Source organism: Blautia caecimuris (assembly GCF_024622975.1).
In the GTDB taxonomy this organism is placed as follows: Bacteria; Bacillota; Clostridia; order Lachnospirales; family Lachnospiraceae; genus Blautia_A; species Blautia_A caecimuris.
Map to the genome: position 1 here is coordinate 39537 of NZ_JANJZT010000017.1, position 18119 is coordinate 57655.

The 18119-nt window shown below is 43.2% G+C and carries 18 protein-coding genes and 1 other RNA gene; 14 read left to right on the forward strand and 5 right to left on the reverse strand.

Annotated elements, in window-relative coordinates; genetic code table 11:
• Nucleotide 1: 1 nt before the first annotated feature.
• Nucleotides 2–829 carry an HAD family hydrolase gene (locus NSA57_RS11540; protein ID WP_173752963.1) on the forward strand — a complete coding sequence of 276 codons (828 nt, stop codon included), beginning with the start codon at nt 2–4 and terminating at the stop codon, nt 827–829.
• A gap of 111 nt (nt 830–940) precedes the next feature.
• On the opposite strand, the gene NSA57_RS11545 is transcribed toward NSA57_RS11540, so the two are convergent.
• Entirely contained in the window at nt 941–1795 is an 855-nt protein-coding gene (locus tag NSA57_RS11545) for a helix-turn-helix domain-containing protein (protein WP_257464909.1), read from the reverse strand.
• A 215-nt stretch (nt 1796–2010) separates the two neighbouring features.
• Between NSA57_RS11545 and NSA57_RS11550 the strand changes: the two genes are divergently transcribed.
• From NSA57_RS11550 to NSA57_RS11565, 4 genes are read left to right on the forward strand one after another with little or no spacing between them, the layout of a single operon-like run.
• Nucleotides 2011–3381: an MFS transporter gene (locus NSA57_RS11550; protein WP_173752965.1), complete on the forward strand. Its 1371-nt coding sequence runs from the start codon at nt 2011–2013 to the stop codon at nt 3379–3381.
• 17 nt (nt 3382–3398) lie between these two features.
• Nucleotides 3399–5048: a glycoside hydrolase family 43 protein gene (locus NSA57_RS11555; RefSeq protein ID WP_257464910.1), complete on the forward strand. Its 1650-nt coding sequence runs from the start codon at nt 3399–3401 to the stop codon at nt 5046–5048.
• Nucleotides 5049–5063: 15 nt separating this feature from the next.
• Nucleotides 5064–5291 (forward strand): HPr family phosphocarrier protein, encoded by a 228-nt coding sequence (locus NSA57_RS11560; protein WP_022066819.1) that lies wholly within the window; start codon nt 5064–5066, stop codon nt 5289–5291.
• Between the two features lie 15 nt (nt 5292–5306).
• The gene (locus tag NSA57_RS11565; protein ID WP_257464911.1) at nt 5307–6491 is read left to right on the forward strand and encodes a glycoside hydrolase family 5 protein; all 1185 of its coding nucleotides are present in this window, start codon (nt 5307–5309) and stop codon (nt 6489–6491) included.
• Between the two features lie 143 nt (nt 6492–6634).
• On the opposite strand, the gene nrdR is transcribed toward NSA57_RS11565, so the two are convergent.
• Nucleotides 6635–7087: a transcriptional regulator NrdR gene (nrdR, locus tag NSA57_RS11570; protein WP_022066821.1), complete on the reverse strand. Its 453-nt coding sequence runs from the start codon at nt 7085–7087 to the stop codon at nt 6635–6637.
• 161 nt (nt 7088–7248) lie between these two features.
• Between nrdR and NSA57_RS11575 the strand changes: the two genes are divergently transcribed.
• Both NSA57_RS11575 and sigG read left to right on the forward strand, forming a co-directional pair.
• The gene (locus tag NSA57_RS11575) at nt 7249–7512 is read left to right on the forward strand and encodes a PRC-barrel domain-containing protein (RefSeq protein WP_022066822.1); all 264 of its coding nucleotides are present in this window, start codon (nt 7249–7251) and stop codon (nt 7510–7512) included.
• A 103-nt stretch (nt 7513–7615) separates the two neighbouring features.
• Nucleotides 7616–8395 (forward strand): RNA polymerase sporulation sigma factor SigG, encoded by a 780-nt coding sequence (gene sigG / locus NSA57_RS11580; RefSeq protein ID WP_022066823.1) that lies wholly within the window; start codon nt 7616–7618, stop codon nt 8393–8395.
• Nucleotides 8396–8487: 92 nt separating this feature from the next.
• Here the strand turns inward: sigG and gdhA are convergent, their stop codons facing one another.
• Nucleotides 8488–9822 carry an NADP-specific glutamate dehydrogenase gene (gene gdhA / locus NSA57_RS11585; RefSeq protein WP_138270824.1) on the reverse strand — a complete coding sequence of 445 codons (1335 nt, stop codon included), beginning with the start codon at nt 9820–9822 and terminating at the stop codon, nt 8488–8490.
• A 329-nt stretch (nt 9823–10151) separates the two neighbouring features.
• Between gdhA and NSA57_RS11590 the strand changes: the two genes are divergently transcribed.
• The 5 genes from NSA57_RS11590 (at nt 10152) to NSA57_RS11610 (ending at nt 14356) form a co-directional block, all read left to right on the forward strand.
• Nucleotides 10152–11513 carry a citrate/2-methylcitrate synthase gene (locus NSA57_RS11590; RefSeq protein ID WP_257464912.1) on the forward strand — a complete coding sequence of 454 codons (1362 nt, stop codon included), beginning with the start codon at nt 10152–10154 and terminating at the stop codon, nt 11511–11513.
• A gap of 23 nt (nt 11514–11536) precedes the next feature.
• Entirely contained in the window at nt 11537–12040 is a 504-nt protein-coding gene (locus tag NSA57_RS11595) for a YqeG family HAD IIIA-type phosphatase (RefSeq protein ID WP_022066826.1), read from the forward strand.
• Nucleotides 12037–12561, forward strand: coding sequence for a shikimate kinase (locus NSA57_RS11600; protein ID WP_022066827.1), 525 nt, complete (start codon nt 12037–12039; stop codon nt 12559–12561). Before NSA57_RS11595 ends, NSA57_RS11600 begins: the two co-directional genes overlap by 4 nt.
• 63 nt (nt 12562–12624) lie before the next feature.
• Nucleotides 12625–13182, forward strand: coding sequence for an elongation factor P (efp, locus tag NSA57_RS11605; RefSeq protein WP_022066828.1), 558 nt, complete (start codon nt 12625–12627; stop codon nt 13180–13182).
• A gap of 166 nt (nt 13183–13348) precedes the next feature.
• Complete coding sequence (locus NSA57_RS11610; RefSeq protein ID WP_257464913.1) at nt 13349–14356, forward strand: aldo/keto reductase; 1008 nt, start codon at nt 13349–13351, stop codon at nt 14354–14356.
• A 77-nt stretch (nt 14357–14433) separates the two neighbouring features.
• Here the strand turns inward: NSA57_RS11610 and NSA57_RS11615 are convergent, their stop codons facing one another.
• Nucleotides 14434–15750, reverse strand: a complete 1317-nt coding sequence (locus NSA57_RS11615; protein WP_138270822.1) for a Na+/H+ antiporter NhaC family protein — start codon at nt 15748–15750, stop codon at nt 14434–14436.
• A gap of 686 nt (nt 15751–16436) precedes the next feature.
• On the opposite strand from NSA57_RS11615, the gene NSA57_RS11620 reads away from it, so the two are divergent.
• Together NSA57_RS11620 and NSA57_RS11625 are read left to right on the forward strand one after the other, a co-directional pair.
• The gene (locus NSA57_RS11620; RefSeq protein WP_138270821.1) at nt 16437–16820 is read left to right on the forward strand and encodes a CidA/LrgA family protein; all 384 of its coding nucleotides are present in this window, start codon (nt 16437–16439) and stop codon (nt 16818–16820) included.
• A gap of 6 nt (nt 16821–16826) precedes the next feature.
• Entirely contained in the window at nt 16827–17519 is a 693-nt protein-coding gene (locus NSA57_RS11625) for an LrgB family protein (RefSeq protein WP_257464914.1), read from the forward strand.
• 138 nt (nt 17520–17657) lie between these two features.
• Here NSA57_RS11625 and ssrA read toward each other — a convergent pair.
• Nucleotides 17658–18006: a transfer-messenger RNA gene (gene ssrA / locus NSA57_RS11630) on the reverse strand.
• Nucleotides 18007–18119: the final 113 nt, after the last annotated feature.

Genomic DNA, 18119 nt, shown 5'->3' on the forward strand with positions numbered 1-18119 from the left:
TATGAGCAAAAAAGTTATTTTTCTGGATATAGACGGTACTCTGGCGGAGCCCGGACACAGCGAACCTCCGGCTTCTGCCATTGAAGCAGTAAGAAAAGCGCAGGCAGCGGGAAATCTGGTATTTCTTTGCAGCGGGAGAAATTATGGAATGCTGTCCTCTTTTTTAGAGTACGGATTTGACGGGGTTGTGGCAAGCGCCGGAGGATACATCCTGTGCGGTGAAAATGTCATTTATGATTGTCCTATGACAGATGCGCAGAGGATAAAGACTATGGACACCTTAACAGAAAGCGGTTTATGCTGGATTGCAGAGTGCAGAGATGAAGCTTATGCCAGTGACAGCTTTAAAGCCTTTGTGGAAAAAGATGTAGATGAACAGGTCAGCAGCGAATTTCTTCGATGGAGAGAGTTTGTAAAAAAGACTTTTTCTATTCGTTCTATAGAGGAATACAGAAATCAGCCGGTCTATAAATTTGTGGCGACAAGCCCTTCTATGAAAAGACTGGACGCTCCCAGGAAGGCGCTTGAAGAAGAGTTTTTGTTCTGTATTCAGGATGTTTCTCATGGCGTGGTAAATCTGGAGCTGATCAATCGTAAATTTAACAAGGGAACCGCAGTGAGAAAGGTATGTGAGTATCTGCAGATCCCAGTCAGCGATTCAGTAGGCTTCGGAGACAGTATGAATGATAAGGAAATGCTGGAAACAGCAGGCTTAAGCATTTGTATGGAAAATGGAAGTGAAGCTGTAAAAAGGATTGCGGATGAGGTTTGTCCGAAGGTAACTGAGGACGGAATCTGGAAAGCGTTTCAGAAGCATCATCTGATGTAATAAAATTCGGGCATAAAGATGCCTGAGAATATCATAAAGAAAGAGACCCTGGAGGGACAATACTTAGTGATTTTGTCTTCTCAGGGTCTTTTTTATACAATAAAAAGTGCTTCACGAGGATACATGCTTGCGGATTTCCGTAGGGGTGGCATGAAACCGTTCAGAAAACATTCGGCGGAACAGCTTATAATTGGTAAAGCCGTGGCGTTCCAGAATGTCAGATATTCTGTCACTGGTGGAGGTGACATCCTTATAAATCTTTGACAGACGGATTTCGTTCTGATATTCCAGAAAGGTGACTCCCATGCATTTTTTAAAAAAACGACAGAAGTATTTGGGCTGCAGGATGGCAACTCCGGAAATCTCTTCCAGTGAGATCGGGCGGTTGTAATTGGATGCAATATACTGCAGTACTGGTTCCAGACGTTCCAGATTACGGCTGTGCTGGACAGTGTCTTTTTTGGGCGCTTCTGTGCAGAAATTATGATAAAGCTGGAACAGAGTCTCAAAAAGCAGACTGTTAAACCGGAGAACAGCTCCGTCAGGCTGCAGGTCTGTGAGAAACTGCATTTTTATCAGTGTCTCCTTAAAAAGCTCCACTTTGCTCTGCAGAACAGGTGAGGCTGCCGGATCCTGAAGGCTGAAACATAAATTTCTTGCATGGGGAATGAATTTTTCCATGAAGGCTTCCGGAATCTGAAAAACAATTGCCCGGTTGGGGCTGGTACACAGAGTAGAGTGAATCTGATTTGGAGTTACCATGGCGCACTGACCGGCTTTCAGATTTCTGGAATCATTTCCCACAATGACTTTCAGCTCACCTTCCAGAAGATATACAATCTCCACGGCATCATGCCAGTGGGGAGCCACATAGCTGCCCGGATCTATGGAGGTAAAAAAGCGTACATTTGTCTTATCATTTAATGGAATCAGCTCATAGTTGGTGGGCGTCAGTATTTTTTTCATAATCTGTAACCTCCTTTCCTTTTTATAAAAAGATACTATTAACCTGTTGATAAGATACTATCATATCTGGCAGCAGAGGAGCAAGTGTTTTATGATATGCTTATCAAATAGGTTACAACAAGTAATCTAAAGGCTGTTCTGGGCGCGCAGAGACAGGAAAAATACAAATGATCACACAGAAATTTAAAGGAAAATTTCTGAATAGGAGGAGAATAATGAACGAAAAAAGAAAACTGACTCCGGCACTTCTTTTTGAACGCTTCTGTTACGGCTGCGGAGATTTCGGCTGCAATATTATTTACACGGCAATGTCTGCGTTCCTGCTTTTTTACTATACAGATTACGCAGGAGTAAATGCGGCGGCAGTAGGTACGATCATGCTGATATCCCGTGTATTTGACGGAATCAGCGATATTGTCATGGGAATGATCGTGGACCGTACAAAATCAAAGCACGGAAAAGCCAGGGTGTGGATTTTGAGAATGTGTATTCCGTTTGCGCTGGCAGGAATTCTTCTGTTTTCCGTACCTGCTTCTCTTGGCTCAACAGCTAAACTTGTTTATGTATTTATTACCTACAACCTTGTTTCTACTGTGGTTTACACAGCAATTAACGTACCATATTCTTCACTGAATGCGTTAATGACACAGAACCCCTATGAGAGATCTGTACTGAGTATTTTCAGAAATCTTCTGGCAACAGCAGGAACCTTGACGATTAATATGGTGACACTTCCTCTGGTAGAGTTTTTCGGCGATAATGCGGCTGCCTGGACAAAAACCTTTGCAGTGCTGGGAATTCTGGCAGTGATTGCTTTTCTTCTTACTTTTATCGGAACCAAGGAGAGAGTGCATTCTGTTGCAGAGATCAGCGGAGAAGCAGAGCCGGTTTCCTTTGCGGAAGGAATCAAATCTCTGTTCGCAAATAAATACTGGATCATGATGACCTGTGTTCTGGCATTATTTTTCCTGTATTATGCAGTAAACGGAGGAACAACTGTCTATTATGCAAAGGATATCCTTGGCGATAAAAATCTGGTAAGTACAATCAACGGAATTTACAATGCCATTCAGATTGCGGCAATGTTTTTTATTGCAGGACTTGTAAAGAAATTCGGAAAAAGAAATGTATTCTCTCTGGGTCTGATTCTGTCAGCTGTTGGAATGCTGGTTCTGGAATTTGGCGGAAGCACCATGCCGGTGATCGTAATTTCCAGTGTGATCCGTGGAATTGGAAATGCCTGCGGAGGAGCGACAATCTGGGCAATGGTTTCTGACACTATTGATTATGGTGAATGGAAAACCGGACACCGTACAGAGGGACTGGTAAACAGCGCCTGCAGCTTTGGCTACAAAATCGGAAACGGCATAGGCTCCGCGCTTCTGGGTATTATCCTTGAAATCGGCGGATACGTGGGAGAAGCGGCAGTACAGTCATCTTCCGCACTGTTTTCTATCAGACTCTGTTTTGTGTGGATTCCCATTGTTGTATTTATTGCCTGCTTTGTGATTTTGCGTTTCTATAATCTGGATAAAGAATTTGACGGCATTATCCGTGATCTTCATGAGAGAGCTGCCGGCAGATAAGTATACAGGAGGTAAAAATGATTCAGAATCCGATTCTTCCGGGATTTCATGCAGATCCCTGTATCTGCAGAAAAGGAAATGATTTTTATATTGCAGTATCTTCTTTTGAATGGTTTCCGGGAATTCCCATTTACCATTCCAGAGATATGAAAAACTGGGAGCTTTATTCCCATGCGCTTCAGAATGACAGGGAGCCGGATCTCAGAAAGCTTCCAAGCGCAAAGGGTATCTGGGCGCCGTGCCTGACCTACTGTGAGGCAGATGAGCTTTTTTATGTGGTATACGGTGTTATGAATTCCATGAATGCACGATATTTTGATGTGGATAATTATCTTATTACCGCAAAGGATCCCAAAGGTCCCTGGAGTGAGCCGGTTTATCTTCATTCCACCGGGTTTGACGCCTCTATGTTCCATGACGATGACGGAAAAAAATATATCGTGGCCCTTGACTGGGAAACAAGGACAGCTTATGAAAAACCCGGGCCTATCAATATCGTAGAGTATGATCCGGAGAAAAAAACTATTGTGGGTATGCCAAAAGCTTTCTGGAGAGGAGGCACGGACAGAGGATGTATAGAAGCGCCTCATCTGACAAAGCGTGGGGATTATTACTATATTATGTGCGCAGAGGGCGGCACCGGTTATTATCACAGCGTAACTGTGGGCAGGTCAAAAAATATTTGGGGACCCTATGAGCCGGATCCCTGCAATCCGATCCTTACATCAAGTCCCGGAGATTTTAATGAACGGTCAGACTGGGATCATTTAAAACCCAGGTATTATAATCCGGACAGTGTGCTTCAAAAATCCGGTCATGCCAGCTATGTAGATCTGTCGAACGGAGAGACCTGGATGGTTCATCTGACTGCGCGTCCGTTTGTGCCTGAGCTTCGCTGTACTCTTGGAAGAGAAACTGCCATTCAGCGTATGAAGTGGACTGAGGATGGATGGCTTCGTATGGAGAAGGGCGGCAATATGGCTCAGGAGTTTGTTCAGGAAAGTACTCTTCCTGAGAGCCCGGCAAGTAAGCTTCCGGCTCATGATGATTTTGACGGGGAAACTCTTCAGATCGGTTATTATGCGCCGCGAATTGATCCGGCAGGCTTTGTGGATCTTACCTCAAGACCGGGATGGGCGAGACTTCGGGGACAGGAATCCGGATGCTCCTTAAACCAGGTGAGCCTTCTTGCAAGAAAGCTTACCAGCGTGCAGGCCCGCATTACCACAAAGCTTGATTTTACACCTCTTTCCTATCAGCATACGGCAGGATTGATCCTCTATTATGACAATATGAATTTTATTTATCTTTATAAATATTTCAGCGATACTCTGGGACATGGGGCTGTTTCCGTACTTCAGGTGGAAAACGGCGAAAAAAAGGAGTTCAGTGATGCCCGGACCCTTGTGGAGGATGGCTGTGAAATTTATATGCGTCTGCAGATCAACGGCAGAAAATCTCAGTTCCGGTGGTCTATGGACGGGGAACATTATACAGAGATCGGTCCCTGCTTTGACACCAGTAAATTTTCTGATGAGTATTCACAGTTTGGGGAATTTACAGGGGCTTTTGTGGGAATTACCTGCGGTGACCGCATGATGCACCGTCACACAGCAGACTTTGATTTTTTTGATTACGAGGCAGACGAAACTGCGGCAGTAGAATAAAGGGAGGCAGGAATTATGGTAAAAAGAAAAGTAAAACTGGTTAATATCAGCGATGTGGAGAGCTTTAATGCAATCTGTTCGAAGTTTGACTGTGATATGGATCTTTCCAGTGGAAAATATTATGTGAATGCAAAATCCATTATGGGAATTTTCAGCCTTGACCTGGATTTGCCTCTGGAGCTTATGGCAGATACAGAGGATGAGGCAGCTGTAGAAGAAGCATTCCGGGAATTTATCTGTTAAAAGAGGAGAGATAAAATGTTTATAAAAGGTGTAAATCTTGGAAACTGGCTGGTTCTGGAAAAATGGATGAGTCCTGTTTTATTTGAGGGTACGGATGCGGAAGATGAATACTGGCTTCCCCGTAAGCTTTCACGGGAGGTTTATGAGGCAAGGATTAAAATCCATCGTTCAGAATATATTACGGAAAGAGATTTTGTGACCATTAAGGCAATGGGAATGGAGGCTGTCCGTATCCCGGTTCCGTATTTTGTATTTGGGGACAGAGAACCCTTTACAGGCTGCATAAAGGAACTGGATAAGGCTTTTAACTGGGCGGAAAAGTATGGGCTTACCATTCTTCTTGACCTTCATACTGCGCCTCTGGGACAGAATGGCTTTGATAACGGAGGTATCTGCGGTGTGTGCAGATGGTCGAAAAGTCCAGAGGAAGTGGAATTTGTGCTTTCTGTTCTGGAACGTCTGGCAGAAAGATACGGAAACAGAAAAGGGCTCTGGGGAATCGAGGCCATTAATGAGCCGGTTATGGATCGCGCCTGGAAATTATTTGATGTGCCAAACCGTTATCCGGCGGCAGATAAAGACATGGCAGAAGGCTCCGGCCCCTGTACACTGGAATTTCTGAAGGATTTTTATGTGAGAGCCTATGACAGAATGAGGAAATTCCTTCCGGAAGAAAAATACATAGTGATCCATGACGGGTTTGAGCTTCTTGCCTGGAAGGATTTTATGCAGGAAGAAAAATATGTGAATGTGGTTCTTGACACCCACCAGTATCTGATGATGGCAGAGGCTGAGGGCTGTGAACAGAACGTGGAGGCATATCAGGAATATATCCGGGAGCATTATGAAAAAGAAATTCAGGAGATGGAGCAGTATTTTCCAGTGATCTGCGGAGAATGGTGCCTGTTTAATTCTTATGCCTGCGGCTGCGATACAAAAGGCGGCAGAAGTGTACTTAATGGAGAGGAAGGAAGCCGGAAGGAAGCTCTGGGAGTACAGGAGAAAAAGCAGATTTATCAGGCTGTGGCAGAGGCTCAGTTAAATGCCTGGAAAAAAGGAAGCGGATATTTTTACTGGAGCTACAAGCTTCTTACAGATACGGTAAACGAAAAAGGCTGGATCGGATGGGACAGCTGGGATCTGGGAAGATGTGTGGATTTCGGATGGTTTCCGACTGAGGAAAAAGATAACCGGGAATAAAAAATACAGGAATTTACAGGATTTAATCTATCAGAAACCGCCTGATGGAATTTATAAAAACAGGATCAGAAAAAAAAGAATCCCCTTAAACAGACAGGGCAATGAGCCCAGGTCTGTTTAAGGGGATTTTTATCTCCTGCGGATTATGGTTCCATAAATTTTTTCAGCTCTTCCATAAAGGTACTGACATCCTTAAATTCTCTGTATACGGAGGCAAAACGAACATAAGCAACTGCGTCCAGCGCCTGTAAGTGTTCCATGACGATCTCGCCGATCTGATTGCTGGAAATTTCTCTGTCAGCCCGGTCAAAGATTTCTCCCTCTATAGAATCCATGATCTCTTCTATTTTTTCTACCGGAATAGGCCGTTTATAGCAGGCGCGGAGAATCCCGTCCTGAACTTTGCTGCGGCTGTAGGGTTCACGGTTCTGGTCTTTTTTTATAACGCTTAACGGAATGGTTTCTACCTTTTCGTAAGTAGTAAAGCGCTTTCCGCATGATTCACACATACGTCTTCTTCTGATGGAATTGGTGTCTTCTACAGGTCTGGAATCTACAACTCTGGTATTGTCCCGACCACAAAACGGACATTTCATGGCATTGTCCCCTTTCTATCCAGTTGAGCAGAGATATGCAAAACCTTCCAAACCCTGCTGTTATGGGCACATTATACTATAATTTTACTTTTTATGTCAACAAATGGAAATGCATAATCTGGCGTTTTTTTACATATATTTGAGAAAAAACGGTTGCTGTTATGCGCTTATGTGAGCTGAAACAAAAAGAAATCATTAATACCTGCACCTGCCGATGCCTGGGATGTCCCATTGATGTGGAATTTGACTGTAAGACCGGCCAGATCACAGCGCTGGTGGTTCCCGGACCGGGAAGGCTGTGCAGCTTTTTTGGAAGAGAAAGCGAGTATGTGATCCCCTGGAAATGTATCTGCCAGATTGGGGATGATATCATTCTGGTCCAGATCCAGGAGGAAAAATGTTTTCGCAAAGAACACCTGACATAAGCTGTCAAGGGCTTATATTTTTTATATTTTTCCGAAAAAAGTATATTTCTCCCTGTCTCTGAGAAAGCTTTTAATAAGCAAAAGAGAGAAGGAGGATGTTTCGATGGCGCTTAATAAAGTAGAAATCTGTGGAGTAAATACCTCTGAGCTTCCTGTTTTGAAGCCCGAGGAAAAGGAGGAATTGTTCCGCAGGATCAAGGAGGGAGACAAAGAAGCAAGAGAGCAGTACATCAAAGGAAATTTAAGACTTGTATTAAGTGTGATCAGACGGTTTCAGAACAGCAATGAAAATGCAGACGATCTGTTTCAGATCGGATGTATCGGACTGATGAAAGCCATTGATAATTTTGATACAACACTGCAGGTTAAATTTTCTACCTATGCAGTGCCTATGATCATTGGAGAAATACGAAGATATTTAAGAGATAATAACAGTATCCGCGTCAGCCGTTCTCTGCGGGATATTGCTTATAAGGCCATTTATGCCAGAGAAAATTATACAAAGCAGCATCTGAGAGAGCCTACGATCGCAGAAATCTCTCAGGAAACAGGAATCGAAAAGGAAATGATCGTTTATGCAATGGATGCCATCCAAAATCCGGTAAGTCTTTTTGAACCGGTGTATACAGAGGGCGGAGATACTCTTTATGTGATGGATCAGATCAGTGATAAAAAGAACAGGGAGGAAAAATGGGTGGAAAACCTTTCGCTTCGGGAAGCACTGGAAAGACTTTCAGACAGAGAGCGGCATATTATAGAAATGCGTTTTTATGACGGGAAAACGCAGATGGAAGTGGCGGAGGAAGTAGGGATTTCTCAGGCCCAGGTCAGCCGTCTGGAAAAAAATGCGCTGAAAAGCATGAAAAACTTTTTGGGAACATAAAGAGAATAAAAACTGCCGCAGAGCAGAAGTGAGCGTTTATCAGCACTTTGTCTGCGGCAGTTTTTCGTTAATTTTATTAAGAACTGGGAGGATTAAACGATACCCTGGGCTTTCATTGCATCTACAACTTTTTCAAATCCTGCAATGTTAGCGCCTACAACGAAATTGTCTTTCATATCATAGCGCTGTGCGGCATCGTCGATCTTTTTGTAGATATCTTTCATAATGCCGTGGAGCTTTTCGTCTACTTCTTCTGCACTCCAGGAAAGTCTCATGGAGTTCTGGCTCATTTCAAGAGCTGAGGTAGCCACGCCGCCTGCATTGGATGCTTTTCCCGGAAGGAAGAGAACGCCGTTTTCCATAGCATATTCCGTAGCGTCCAGAGTAGTAGGCATATTTGCACCTTCTACAATGTATTTGCAGCCGTTTGCAATAAGAGTCTTAACAGCATCGAGGCCAAGCTCATTCTGAGTTGCACAGGGAAGGTATACGTCGCATTTGATGTTCCAGATGCCAACGCCTTCGGTAAAGGATGCTCCTTCTACACGGTCAGCATATTCTCTGATACGTCCGCGTTTTACTTCTTTAATATCTTTTACAATATCAAGCTTGATACCTTCAGAATCATGGATATATCCGTTAGAGTCGCACATTGCAACAACCTTTGCGCCAAGCTGTGTCGCTTTTTCGGCAGCGTAGATCGCAACGTTTCCGGAGCCTGTGACGATCACGGTTTTTCCGCTGAGTTCATCATTGTGTGCCTTCATCAGCTCATCAAGAATGTAAACAACGCCGTAACCGGTAGCCTGAGTACGTACAAGTGATCCGCCGTAGGTAAGACCTTTTCCTGTAAGAACGCCTTCGCTGAGATCGCGGATACGTTTGTACTGTCCGTACAAATAGCCGATCTCACGTCCGCCTACACCGATATCGCCTGCCGGTACGTCTGTGTCAGCGCCGATATACTTGCAGAGTTCAGTCATAAAGCTCTGGCAGAACGCCATAACCTCTCTGTCGGATTTGCCTTTGGGATCAAAGTTGGAACCGCCCTTGCCGCCGCCGATAGGAAGTCCTGTGAGAGAATTTTTGAAGATCTGTTCAAAGCCAAGGAACTTCAGAATGCTCTGGTTTACAGACGGATGGAAGCGAAGTCCTCCCTTGTATGGTCCGATGGCGCTGTTAAACTGTACACGATAACCTTTGTTTACCTGTACCTTTCCGCTGTCATCTACCCACGGAACACGGAAGGAAATGATTCGTTCCGGCTCTACCAGACGTTCAAGAATAGAAAGTCTGCGGTATTCTTCTTCATTTTTGTCAATGACTACCTTCAGGGAATCCAGAACTTCTTTTACTGCCTGATGGAATTCCGGTTCACCCGGGTTCTGTGCTACGACTCTTTCGTATACCTCTTCTGTGTAAGACATAATAATTCCTCCTCATCCATTTTTATCCGAGTTTTTTGCTGTCAGATATCTGTCAGCAATGATGCTATTATACACTAAAGTGGTAAGGTTGAAAAGAGCAGTGTGAAAATTTTCTGTAAAAAATTATGGAAGAGAAGAGCCGGTTTATTGTGAAAATTTTTCCAGAAGCATTCCGGAAGCTTTTCAGAAGCGGGAATTTATTTTTGTAGACCGGAATGAAAAAAAATGGTATACTGTCAATTGAGGATATTGTTGGAACAACAACAGTAGAAAGGAATGAGGAGGGGCCTTGATCGGACAGAAGTGAAATGTGAAAGGAGAAATCATGTATGACAGGATTTAACATGAAAGTAACACCGGAGATTGAACAGCTGACAGAAATGTGTAAGGATCACAGCAGCATTGATCTGTCACTCTACGGGAAATACGATGTAAAAAGAGGACTGCGTGATATTAACGGAAAGGGTGTCCTTGCAGGGCTTACCCAGGTTTCCAATGTTCAGGCAGTGAATGTAGTGGATGGAAAAGAAGTTCCCTGTGCAGGAAGTCTGTATTACAGAGGATATAATATCAAAGACCTGACAGCAGGATTTGTAAAGGACGATCGTTTTGGCTTTGAAGAAACTACATATCTGCTTTTATTTGGTGTGCTGCCTGATAAAAAGCAACTGGAGGAATTTAATCAGCTTCTTGCGAATCAGCGTTCTCTTCCGAGAAACTTTGTCCGTGATGTAGTAATGAAAGCGCCGGGAAGGGATATTATGAATGCTCTTTCCAGAAGTGTGCTGACCCTTTACTCCTATGATAATAATCCGGATGATATTTCTCTTCCGAATGTACTTCGCCAGTGCCTGAATCTGATCAGCGTATTTCCGCTTCTGTCTGTTTACGGATATCAGGCCTACAACCACTATATAAGAGGAAAGAGCCTGTATATTCATAATCCCAAAAAAGAACTGTCTACAGCAGAGAATATCCTTCGTATTCTGAGACCTGACAAGAAATATACAGATCTGGAAGCCAAGATCCTGGATCTGGCTCTGATTCTTCATATGGAGCACGGCGGAGGTAATAACTCTACATTTACCACACATGTAGTTTCTTCTTCTGGAACAGATACCTATTCTGCCATTGCTGCGGCTCTGGGTTCACTGAAGGGACCAAAGCACGGCGGTGCCAATATTAAGGTGATCCGTATGTTCCAGGATATGAAAAAGGAGGTTCATGACTGGGAAGATGAGGACGAGGTACGCAATTATCTGAGACGCCTTCTTCACAAAGAGGCCTTTGACAGACGGGGGCTGATTTATGGTATGGGTCATGCCATCTATTCTGTATCCGACCCCAGAGCTGAAGTCCTTAAAAGCTTTGTGGAAAGTCTTGCAAAAGAAAAAGGCAGGATGAAGGATTACAATCTGTATTCCATGGTAGAAAAAATGGCACCGGAGGTTATTGCAGAAGAGCGCCGTATTTACAAGGGCGTCAGCGCCAACGTGGATTTTTACAGTGGATTTGTGTACAGTATGCTGGATCTTCCTCTGGAGCTTTATACACCGATGTTTGCGGTGGCACGTATTGTGGGCTGGAGCGCTCATCGTATGGAGGAGCTGATCAATACAGACAAGATCATTCGTCCCGCATACAAAAATGTGCTGGAAGCAGCGGAATATGTGCCGCTTGATCAGCGCTGAAAAAAGTAGAGCAGGAGATAAAAATGTTTCGATGTTTTTTCCCGGATGAATATCTGGAATCTGCTTATGCAGTGAACTATGAAAAATTATATCAGGAGGGAGTCAGAGGGCTTCTGTTCGATATCGACAATACGCTGGTGCCTCACGGGGCACCGGCAGATAAACGGGCAGTAGAGCTCTTTGAGCGCCTTCGAAAAATCGGATTTAAAAGCTGCTTCTTATCAAATAACCAGATTCAGAGAGTAGCTTCTTTTAATGAAAAAATAGGGGAGCGTTTTATTGAAAACGCACATAAACCGGCAGTACGCAATTATCAGAAAGCCATGGAACTGCTGGGAACAGACTGTTCCAACACCGTTTTTATCGGGGATCAGCTTTTTACAGATATCTATGGAGCAAAAAGAGCGGGAATCCGTAATATTCTTGTAAAGCCGATCCATCCGAAAGAAGAGATCCAGATCGTTTTAAAACGATATCTGGAAAGAATCGTACTTTATTTTTACAGGAAAGAGGAGGGGACTTTATGAACCATGTGGTGATCATCGGGTTTATGGGTTCAGGTAAGACGAGAGTAGGCAAGCAGCTTTCCAGAGATCTGGGACTGCCTTTTGTAGATCTTGAAAAATTAATTGTAAAGAAAATGAATCTTTCAGTAAGAGAGATATTTGAGAAATTTGGAGAGCCGTTTTTCCGGGCATTGGAGACAATGGCGCTGAAGGAACTGATCAATGACAGTGAAAGAAGAGTGATTTCTCTGGGATCCGGGCTTCCGCTTCAGGAACAGAATCAGAAATATCTGAAAGAGCTGGGTACAGTGGTATATCTGAAAGGATCACTGGAAACACTGAAAAAAAGACTGGAAGGCTCCAGCAAAGATCCGCTTCTGGATGGAGAAGACCGGGATGATAAGATCAAAAAGCTTCTTAAGCAGCGAGATCCTGTTTATCAGAAGTTTGCGGACATTCAGGTGGTGACAGGAGTGAAGCCATTTGAGGAGCTGGTTCATGAAATTGAGGAAAAATTAGCGGCATACGAAAAAAACAGTTGAAAAAACCGCTATGGTATTATAGAATGATGGGTAGTGAACATTACAATAAGGAGGAAATAAATTATGATTTCAGCAGGTGATTTCAAAAACGGTGTCACACTTGAAATTGAAGGAAATGTATGTCAGATCGTTGAATTTCAGCATGTAAAACCTGGAAAGGGTGCTGCTTTTGTCAGAACAAAATATAAAAACATTATTACAGGGGCTGTTCTGGAGAAATCCTTCCGTCCTACAGAGAAATTCCCACAGGCTCGTATTGACCGTGTGGATATGAGCTATCTGTACAACGATGGCGACCTTTACAACTTTATGAATGTGGAAACTTACGATCAGATCGCGCTTACAGCAGATCAGGTTGGAGATTCTCTGAAGTTTGTAAAAGAGAACGAGATCGTTAAGATCTGTTCTCATAACGGCAATGTATTTGCAATTGAGCCGCCTCTCTTTGTTGAGCTTGAAGTAATTGAGACAGAGCCTGGTTTTGCAGGAAATACTGCTCAGGGAGCTACAAAACCGGCAACTGTTGAGACAGGCGCACAGGTACAGGTTCCGCTGTTTGTAAATCAGGGAGATAAATTAAAAATTGATACAAGAACAGGAGAGTATCTGTCCCGCGTTTAATTTAGATAAAATCTGAAGAACGTATTTAATAAGAGGCTGTATCAGAAGTGATCTCAGCAGTATTTTCGAATTTTTCTGCGAGCTTTAGGCTTTGGGAAAAATGTGTTGAAAATGTGCTGCAGAGAGAAGCTGATAACAGCCTCATTCTGGTATAAGGAGAGAGAATATGGAATACAGAATTTTAGGAAAAACAGGGCTGAAAATTTCCAGACTTGGATTTGGCGGAATCCCCATTCAGAGAATTGACGCTGAGGGAACAAAGAAACTGCTTCACGAAATGGTGAAAAAAGGAATCAATTATATTGATACGGCAAGAGGATATACAGTCAGCGAAGAATATCTGGGATATGCTATGGAAGGAATCCGTGATAAATTTGTGGTGGCAACCAAGTCTATGGCAAGGACAAAAGATGCTATGAGGGCAGATATTGAAACAAGCCTTGGAAATCTTCGTACAGATTATATTGACCTTTATCAGGTACATAATCCCAGCATGGAACAGCTGGAGCAGGTTATGGGAGAGGACGGAGCCCTCCAGGCTCTTCAGGAGGCAAAGGCAGAGGGAAAAATCGGGCATATCGGTCTTACTGCCCACTCCACAGCTGTTTTTGAAAAAGCTCTGGAACTTGACTGGGTGGAGACAATTATGTTCCCATATAATATCGTAGAAAATCAGGGAGAGGAACTGATTCGCCGCTGTACAGAAAAGAATATTGGATTTATTGATATGAAACCGCTGGCAGGAGGCGCTATTGAGGACGCATCACTTGCTCTTCGATATATCTGTGCAAACAGAGATGTGACAGTAGTGATTCCGGGAATGGCAGAGATGACAGAACTGGATCAGAATATAAAAGCCTGTGAGGACGAAACTCCTCTTTCAGGAGAAGAGCTTCAGAAAATGGAAGAAATAAAACAACAGCTGGGAACAGATTTTTGCCGCAGATGTAATTACTGTGCCCCCTGCACTGTGGGAATTAATATTCCAAGTGTATTTCTGTTTGCCGGATATCTTCAGAGATATAATCTGGCAGACTGGGCAAAAGACCGTTACAGTACATTGCCGGTAAAGGCATCTGCATGTATTGAATGCGGAGAGTGTGAGAAGAGATGTCCTTACCATCTTCCGATCAGAGAAAAACTGAAAAAATGCGCTGAGGATATGGGCGAGTAAAATGTGAAAATGAAAAAGCTGCGGATGTACAGGAGAAATTTCCTGGAATTATCCACAGCTTTTTACTATGTATGGTTTTATTTGACTTTTTTTCTTCCGGGCTCAAAGAACATAAAGAACAGAGCGCTTACTAGAAGAATATACGGATAATAAAGATTTGGCATAATGTCAAAGGCTGACATTTCAAATCCAAGCTCTGCAGCAGTAGAAAGTGCGATCAGCATCTGAGCACCATAGGGGATCACTCCCTGGAATACACAGGAAAATGTGTCCAGGATGGAAGCGGTTGTCTGAGGCGTTACATCGTATTCCTCTGCCATTTCCTTTGCAATGGGATTAGCCATAACAATGGCAACGGTATTGTTGGCTGTTGCAATATCCATAGCGCCTACAAGAAGTCCCATGCCCAGTTTTCCGCCCTTTTGAGTTTTAAAGATACGGCGGATAAAATTCAGAAGAGCAGTAAATCCGTCATACTTCTGGATCAGCGCACAGATGGCGGATACAAGAATAGCCACCATTGTGGTTTCATACATACCGGCAGCCCCGGTTCCCATATTTGCCAGAAGATCAGTTGCCTGAGTTGCGCCTGTTGCCAGAACAATTACGGAACCGGAAACAATTCCAATGAGAAGAACTACAAAAACGTTGATACCGATAATCCCTCCCACCAGTACAAGTACATACGGAATAATTCGGATCAGATTGTAATCCTTGATAATTGCCGCACTGTCTGCACCGCCTGAAGTACGGATAAAAATAATTGCCAGGGTAACAAGAGCTGCAGGAAGCGCAATCTTAAAATTGGCACGGAATTTATCCTTCATTGCACATCCCTGTCCATTGCAGGCTGCGATGGTGGTATCGGAGATAAAAGAAAGATTGTCTCCAAACATAGCGCCTCCCATAACAGCGCCCACGCACAGCGGAGCTGCAAAGCCGGAAGCTGTGGATACAGCAAGGGCAATAGGAGTAATAAGCGTGATGGTTCCGACTGAGGTTCCCATGGCAAGAGAAACAAAACAGCTTACCACAAACAGTACAATTACTGCAAAGCGTGCAGGAATCACAGAAAGAAGAAAATACGCTACGCTCTCAGCGCTTTCCCTTCCTACAACTCCCACAAAAATGCCTGCAACCATAAAAATCAGGATCATGGTAACAATATTCTTATCACCTACACCCTGTGCCATTACAGAAAGCTTTTCGTCAAAGCTTAATTTGGGGTTCTGGATACATGCAACCAGAAGAGCAGTCAGAAATGAAACCACAATGGGAATATTATAAAAGCCCATGGGAATTTTCAGAACGTACTCGAAAAGAATTCCCAGTCCAAGATACATAACCAGGAATACTGCAATTGGAAGAAGTGCCTTCCAGTTTCCTTTCTTCATATTCATTTTCCTCCATAAAGTAACGTGCTTTCCGCCTGCAGATATATGCGGAAAGTATACTTCATTGTAACATTAAATATGCTGTGATACTACATAAAAATTATTTTTTTATTTACTACTAAAATGCAAACTTAAATTCCACTCTTCGTATGGGCATGCCCCCTACACGCCAATAAAATTTAGTCTTACACATACACAATTTTGCTACATAAATTACTTAATACAAAATCTGGCAAAACAGAATCTGTAATTTGCGAACATAAAAAGATTCTAAACTTGTGTATCCTATAAATCCAAAACAACAAGTATTTTGTACACTTTTTTAACTTGTTCATTTGCAGATCAGTACATTCTGGCAAATAAAAACGCTTCGGGAGGATGCGATCCGAGACTGAAAAATATGACTGTCCATAGCAGTCTGCATCAGGCGCGTAAAGTGGAGGAAGTTGAGAAATCCAGGAAGTTCGAAGCGGATGCGTTCGTTTTATTCCCGGAAAAATAAAACTGGTAAGACCAATTTGGGCGTTATTGACATGTTCTCTTAAGAAAAACAGATGGATATCAGTCAGTTTTCCTATTGTGTAAAAAAGGATATGTGCTATAATGAAAAACACTGATTCTAAAGTTACAACAGTAACGTTTTAATGTATCAAATATTGAAGAATCCACAGAGAAGGAGACAGGATATGAAGTATATGAGACAATTCGGAATCATTTTGGGTGTCACCTGTGCAGGAGAACTGATGAAATATTTTATTCCACTGCCGATTCCGGGAAGTATTTATGGCCTTTTGCTTATGTTTGTACTGCTTCTTACAAAAGTAATTAAGGTAGAAAATGTAAAGGATGTAGGAGAATTTCTGATTGAGATCATGCCATTGATGTTTATTCCTGCAGGTGTGGGGCTGATGGCATCCTGGGGAGAGCTTCAGGGGTTTCTGGTACCTCTTCTTGTAATCACAGTATCCACCACTTTTATTGTTATTTTTGTGACTGGAAAAGTAACGGATTTTATGATGGATCGAAAGGAAAAAACAAGCAGAAAGAACCGGAAAGTAAGGGAGGAGTGAAAAAAGATGGAAAATATAGTTCTTAATTCAGCAACACTGGGATTTGTGATCAGTCTTCTGGCATATGAGATCGGGCTTGCAATAAAGAAAAAATGGAAGCTGGCAATTTTAAATCCTCTTCTGATTTCCATTCTTCTGGTTATTGGAGTCCTGATCCTGTTTGGCGTAGATTACGACAGCTATAATGCCAGCGCACAATATTTAAGTTATCTTCTGACACCGGCAACCGTCTGCCTTGCTATTCCCCTGTATATTCAGCTGGATGTTCTGAAAAAAAATGTGGTTGCCATTATGGTGGGAATTTTATCAGGAGTGGCTGCAAGTATGGGAAGTATCCTGGCTATGGCCATGGCATTTGGGCTGAGCCATAAAGAATATGTAACTCTTCTTCCAAAATCCATTACAACTGCTATTGGAATGGGAGTTTCTGAAGAACTGGGAGGATATGTGACAATTTCAGTTGCCACGATTATTATAACAGGAGTTCTTGGCAATATTTTTGCAGAATCAGTATGTAAGCTTTTCCGTATTCGCCATGCAGTTTCCCGGGGGCTGGCGATCGGAACCGCAGCTCATGCAGTAGGAACTGCCAAAGCAATGGAAATGGGAGAAGTAGAAGGGGCTATGAGCAGCCTTGCGATTGTTGTGTGCGGACTTTGCACAGTGGTTGGAGCTTCGGTGTTCGCCGGTCTTTTGTGACATGGATCTACTGAAAAGTATAGATAAAAAGAAGCTTCAGATATGAAAAGATATTGTTGCAGTTAAGAGTTTGTAATCAAATCCGGCAAAATAAAAAAGCCGTGAACCTATTGATTTTAGTAGGTTTCACGGCTTTTTTAGTGGACCTGGCGGGAATTGAACCCGCGTCCGAAAGCCTATCCCTTGCGGCATCTCCCATCACAGTCGCTGATTTAACATTCCCTTGGCAGTACGCCCACCGACAGGCTTACTGCTTCAGTAGCTTCATAATACATCTACCGGGGCAAAGCTTACCCGGCAAGGTTTCTCACATAGTCGGCGCCAGATTCCTGATGTGTGAGTGCGTCAGGGCTGACGAGCAGCACTTAGGCTGCTAACGCGTACTGTTCGTTTGCGTTTATATTTAGGTTCCTGGTTGGTACGCAGTCCAAGAGTCTGCGGATGGCTTCCCCAACTTCAAAGCCCCCGTCGAAACCAGTACAAGCCCCTGAAAATAAGATGACTTCTGGCAAACAGACGAACGTAAGCTTTTCTGTCCTTATATTAGAAGAAATTCAGTTATATGTCAAGGGTGGTTTTTCGTTTTAGTGCAGATTTTTT

What these genes read in the sequence shown, in the direction of transcription:
- NSA57_RS11540 (WP_173752963.1), top strand. Translation starts at nt 2, where the DNA reads ATGAGCAAAAAAGTTATTTTTCTGGATATAGACGGTACTCTGGCGGAG.
- NSA57_RS11545 (WP_257464909.1), bottom strand. Translation starts at nt 1,795, where the DNA reads ATGAAAAAAATACTGACGCCCACCAACTATGAGCTGATTCCATTAAAT.
- NSA57_RS11550 (WP_173752965.1), top strand. Translation starts at nt 2,011, where the DNA reads ATGAACGAAAAAAGAAAACTGACTCCGGCACTTCTTTTTGAACGCTTC.
- NSA57_RS11555 (WP_257464910.1), top strand. Translation starts at nt 3,399, where the DNA reads ATGATTCAGAATCCGATTCTTCCGGGATTTCATGCAGATCCCTGTATC.
- NSA57_RS11560 (WP_022066819.1), top strand. Translation starts at nt 5,064, where the DNA reads ATGGTAAAAAGAAAAGTAAAACTGGTTAATATCAGCGATGTGGAGAGC.
- NSA57_RS11565 (WP_257464911.1), top strand. Translation starts at nt 5,307, where the DNA reads ATGTTTATAAAAGGTGTAAATCTTGGAAACTGGCTGGTTCTGGAAAAA.
- nrdR (WP_022066821.1), bottom strand. Translation starts at nt 7,087, where the DNA reads ATGAAATGTCCGTTTTGTGGTCGGGACAATACCAGAGTTGTAGATTCC.
- NSA57_RS11575 (WP_022066822.1), top strand. Translation starts at nt 7,249, where the DNA reads ATGCGCTTATGTGAGCTGAAACAAAAAGAAATCATTAATACCTGCACC.
- sigG (WP_022066823.1), top strand. Translation starts at nt 7,616, where the DNA reads ATGGCGCTTAATAAAGTAGAAATCTGTGGAGTAAATACCTCTGAGCTT.
- gdhA (WP_138270824.1), bottom strand. Translation starts at nt 9,822, where the DNA reads ATGTCTTACACAGAAGAGGTATACGAAAGAGTCGTAGCACAGAACCCG.
- NSA57_RS11590 (WP_257464912.1), top strand. Translation starts at nt 10,152, where the DNA reads ATGACAGGATTTAACATGAAAGTAACACCGGAGATTGAACAGCTGACA.
- NSA57_RS11595 (WP_022066826.1), top strand. Translation starts at nt 11,537, where the DNA reads ATGTTTCGATGTTTTTTCCCGGATGAATATCTGGAATCTGCTTATGCA.
- NSA57_RS11600 (WP_022066827.1), top strand. Translation starts at nt 12,037, where the DNA reads ATGAACCATGTGGTGATCATCGGGTTTATGGGTTCAGGTAAGACGAGA.
- efp (WP_022066828.1), top strand. Translation starts at nt 12,625, where the DNA reads ATGATTTCAGCAGGTGATTTCAAAAACGGTGTCACACTTGAAATTGAA.
- NSA57_RS11610 (WP_257464913.1), top strand. Translation starts at nt 13,349, where the DNA reads ATGGAATACAGAATTTTAGGAAAAACAGGGCTGAAAATTTCCAGACTT.
- NSA57_RS11615 (WP_138270822.1), bottom strand. Translation starts at nt 15,750, where the DNA reads ATGAAGAAAGGAAACTGGAAGGCACTTCTTCCAATTGCAGTATTCCTG.
- NSA57_RS11620 (WP_138270821.1), top strand. Translation starts at nt 16,437, where the DNA reads ATGAAGTATATGAGACAATTCGGAATCATTTTGGGTGTCACCTGTGCA.
- NSA57_RS11625 (WP_257464914.1), top strand. Translation starts at nt 16,827, where the DNA reads ATGGAAAATATAGTTCTTAATTCAGCAACACTGGGATTTGTGATCAGT.